Source organism: Georgenia halophila (assembly GCF_039541595.1).
In genome coordinates this window covers 1-1,116 of sequence record NZ_BAABGN010000014.1, presented here as the reverse complement: position 1 = coordinate 1,116, position 1,116 = coordinate 1, and the positions used below count along the sequence as shown (strand labels likewise).

The following is a 1,116-nucleotide window of genomic DNA, read 5'->3' as shown; positions in this document are numbered from 1 at the left end:
TCGAAGTACCCGCAAGCGTTCAAGGACCGTGCCGTGCGCATGGTGCTGGACCGGCTCGAGGCTGACGAAGAGGGCCTGACGCGGTATCAGGTGATCAAGGAGACTGCACCGAAGCTGAACGTGTCGGTCGAGGGCCTGCGTCGCTGGGTCGACCAGGCCGAGGTCGACGCCGGCAAGCGTCCCGGTACGACATCGGACGCGCAGGCCGAGATCAAGCGGCTCAAGCGGGAGAACGCGGAACTGCGGCGCGCGAACGAGATCCTGAAGACCGCGTCGGCGTTTTTCGCCGCGGAGCTCGACCGGCCCACGCCGAGATGATCGCTTACGTCGACATGTATCGCGATCAGTTCGGGGTCGAGCTCATCTGCCGCACCCTTGGTGCGACAGAAGGTGGGTTCCTCACCTCGCGCGGCTATCGCGCCGCGAAGACTCGGCCGGCAAGTGACCGGCAGCTGCGTGATGCCGAGCTGCTACCGGTGATCTGTCGGGTCCATGTCGACAACTACGGCGTCTACGGGGCGCGGAAGATCTGGCACGCGATGCGCCGCGAGGGGTGGGACATCGGTCGGGNCGGTCGGGACCGGTGCGCGAGACTCATGCGCGAGGCGGGATTGGCCGGTGTCGTTCGCGGCCGCAGGCCCCGCACCACCGCCCCAGCTCCCACGCCGGACGACCGGCCGGACCTCGTCGAGCGGCGCTTCACGGCCAACCGGCCGAACAGGCTCTGGGTTGCGGACATCACCTATGTCCGCACCAGTTGCGGGTTCTGCTACACGGCGTTCGTCACGGACGTGTTCTCGCGGAAGATCGTCGGCTGGGCGACCCGCGCATCGATGCGCACCGAGGACCTCCCGCTCGAAGCGCTCGAACATGCCCTCGTCACAGCCCGCGAGCACGCATTGGACGGGCTGGTGCATCACTCCGATCGCGGGAGCCAGTACGTGAGCATCCGCTACACCGAGCATCTCGCTGCTGCCGGGGTCGCCGCGTCGGTCGGATCGCGCGGCGACTCGTATGACAATGCCCTCGCGGAGACGGTTAACGGGCTCTACAAGGCCGAGCTCATCCATGCACGGCCGGCCTGGCCGTCACTGACCGAGGTCGAGTTCCAGACGA

2 protein-coding genes are annotated in these 1,116 nt (G+C 67.4%); both read left to right on the top strand.

Annotated elements, in window-relative coordinates:
• On the top strand, positions 1-318 hold a 318-nt coding region (locus ABD907_RS21190; protein ID WP_425555806.1), incomplete at its 5' end, for a transposase.
• On the top strand, positions 315-1,116 hold an 802-nt coding region (locus ABD907_RS20220), incomplete at its 3' end, for an IS3 family transposase (RefSeq protein WP_425555805.1). The genes ABD907_RS21190 and ABD907_RS20220, both read left to right, overlap by 4 nt.